At 42.3% G+C, this 2,357-nt stretch carries 2 protein-coding genes and 1 tRNA gene; 2 read left to right on the plus strand and 1 reads right to left on the minus strand.

Annotation, left to right across the window (positions count from 1 at the left end):
* Positions 1–39: 39 nt before the first annotated feature.
* Both pssA and AB4653_RS15530 read left to right on the plus strand, forming a co-directional pair.
* Entirely contained in the window at positions 40–1,380 is a 1,341-nt protein-coding gene (gene pssA, locus AB4653_RS15525) for a CDP-diacylglycerol--serine O-phosphatidyltransferase (RefSeq protein ID WP_009844721.1), read from the plus strand.
* Positions 1,381–1,801: 421 nt separating this feature from the next.
* Complete coding sequence (locus AB4653_RS15530; protein WP_102258363.1) at positions 1,802–1,987, plus strand: transposase; 186 nt, start codon at positions 1,802–1,804, stop codon at positions 1,985–1,987.
* Positions 1,988–2,228: 241 nt separating this feature from the next.
* Here AB4653_RS15530 and AB4653_RS15535 read toward each other — a convergent pair.
* Positions 2,229–2,305, minus strand: a tRNA-Asp gene (locus AB4653_RS15535).
* Positions 2,306–2,357: the final 52 nt, after the last annotated feature.

Genomic DNA, 2,357 nt, shown 5'->3' on the forward strand with positions numbered 1-2,357 from the left:
GTTCGCAATTTTGCATATTTTTAAGGTAAAACAGTCAATATGATTGCCAGTAGGAATCCATTCATACAGTTGCCAACCATAGCGCAGAATCCTGACAAGTTTGAAGTACTACTATCAGCGCAAGAGTTTCGAACTCGTCTACTTGATGAGATATCTCGCGCAACGACTCGTATTAGTTTAGTCGCTTTGTATCTTGAAGATGATGAGGCTGGCCGTGAAATCCTAACTGCCTTATATGAAGCAAAACAAAAGAATCCAGAATTAGACGTGAGCGTTTGTGTCGATTGGCACCGAGCGCAGCGCGGATTGATTGGCGCAGAGTCTTCTGAAGGCAATGCTGCAATGTATAAAGAGTTTGCAGAAAAATATCAGCACTCTGTACCCGTCTATGGCATTCCAGTTCGCGGCAAAGAAGTCTTTGGCGTATTGCATTTAAAAGGCTTTATCGTCGATGACAGCGTGATATACAGCGGTGCAAGCCTTAACAATATCTACCTGAATTACCATGACCGCTATCGCTTTGATCGTTACCATGTTTTAAACAACGCAGCGCTTGCTGATTCAATGTTTACCTACGTACACGAACAGATGGTTGCGGACAGCGCTGTTTATGACCTGGCTGATAAGAACAAGCCTTCGACCAAAGAACTGAAACCAGCGATTCGTCAGTTTCGTGCATCATTAGCAAGGTCTCAGTATCAATTCGATGCTCAAGAGGTTTCAGCAGACCAAGTTGCTGTAACACCATTAGTTGGTATCGGTAAAAGACGTAACCGTCTGAATCAGGGAATCAATCAACTCGTAGCTCAAGCTAAAGATGAAATCTTTATCTGCACACCTTACTTCAACTTCCCACCTAGCCTAGCTAAAGAAGTGAAGAAAGCGCTTAAGCGTGGCGTAAAGGTCAGCATTGTTGTTGGAGATAAGACAGCGAATGATTTCTTTATCTCGCCAGAAGAAGAGTTTAAAACGATTGGTGGTCTGCCATACCTTTACGAATTGAACTTACGTCGTTTCGCTAAAGCGAATGAGGCTCATATTGCTAGCCGTAATCTATCAATTCGACTTTGGCAACACGATTCTAATAGCTTCCACCTAAAGGGTATTTGGGTAGATAAGCGCTACATGCTACTAACAGGTAATAACCTAAACCCTCGCGCATGGAAGTTGGATCTAGAGAACGGCATCTTTATCCAAGATAACTACCATCACCTAACAGACAAGTTTCAGGCTGAAGTGGATAATATCCTTCAACACACTCAGCTTATCTGTACTTATAAGCAGTTAGATAAGGTAGAGAGCTACCCGTTGGAAGTTCAGAAGTTGATTCGTAAGATCACTCGTGTGAAAGCCGATAGAGTACTTAAGCAAATACTGTAGTCGATGGATTAGAAATACTATTTATCAACGCCTAGCAAACACTAGGCGTTTTTGTATCTACGATATAAATGACTAAATCGTGAAAATCGTTGATAAGTACTACCACCCGAATTCTATCTATTATCTCCTCGAACACATGGCCTTATCTTGGAGAACTTCTCGATCCAAACACCGAAAAAATCACAGAAAATCCAAGATGATTTTAAAAAATCAAAATAGAAACGATCCCGACAATATTGGGCTGTAGAGTGTTGATGCCTGGTTTCAAGAGGAAGCTAGGTTTGGTCAACAGAACACAACTACACGTCTTTGGGGACTCGTGGAACCAGGCCTCGTGTGGTAAAAAACAGCAATTTGAATACGGCTATTTGTTTGGTTCGGTATGCCCCAAAACAAGAATTGGTGAAGCCATAGTAGCTCCTTGGGGCACAAGGGCATAAAGACAAACCAATTAGAGCAGATATCTAAGGCCAGTGAAAAAGGACATCATGCAGTCTTTATTATGGATGGATCTGGCTGGCATACCGATGATATTGCGAGAGAGTTTAATAATTTCGGCACTATTAAGCTTCCTCCCTACTCGTCAGAGCTCAACCCTATAGAGTAAGTTTGGAGTTGGTTGCAACAACATTATCTAGCGAATCAAAGTTTCACTGATTATAACGACATTGTTTCCAAGGTTTGTCGCGCTTGGAATGGATTTCTTGAGTGCAAAGATCGTGTCACAAAAATGAGTAGAAGGGATTGGATAAACCTGATCAGTTAATTTTCCGGATTGGTATAACAGTAAAACACTTTTTTCAAATGTAAAAAAGCCCTGCTATTTCTAGCAGGGCTTCTCTAATAAGTGGCGGAGTGGACGGGACTCGAACCCGCGACCCCCGGCGTGACAGGCCGGTATTCTAACCAACTGAACTACCACTCCGCAGTGGAATACTTGTCGTCGCTGACAAGTGTTCAAATTTAAAGCCTGGCGA

This window comes from Vibrio sp. 10N.222.48.A3 (assembly GCF_041475345.1).
GTDB classification, from domain to species: domain Bacteria; phylum Pseudomonadota; class Gammaproteobacteria; order Enterobacterales; family Vibrionaceae; genus Vibrio; species Vibrio tasmaniensis_A.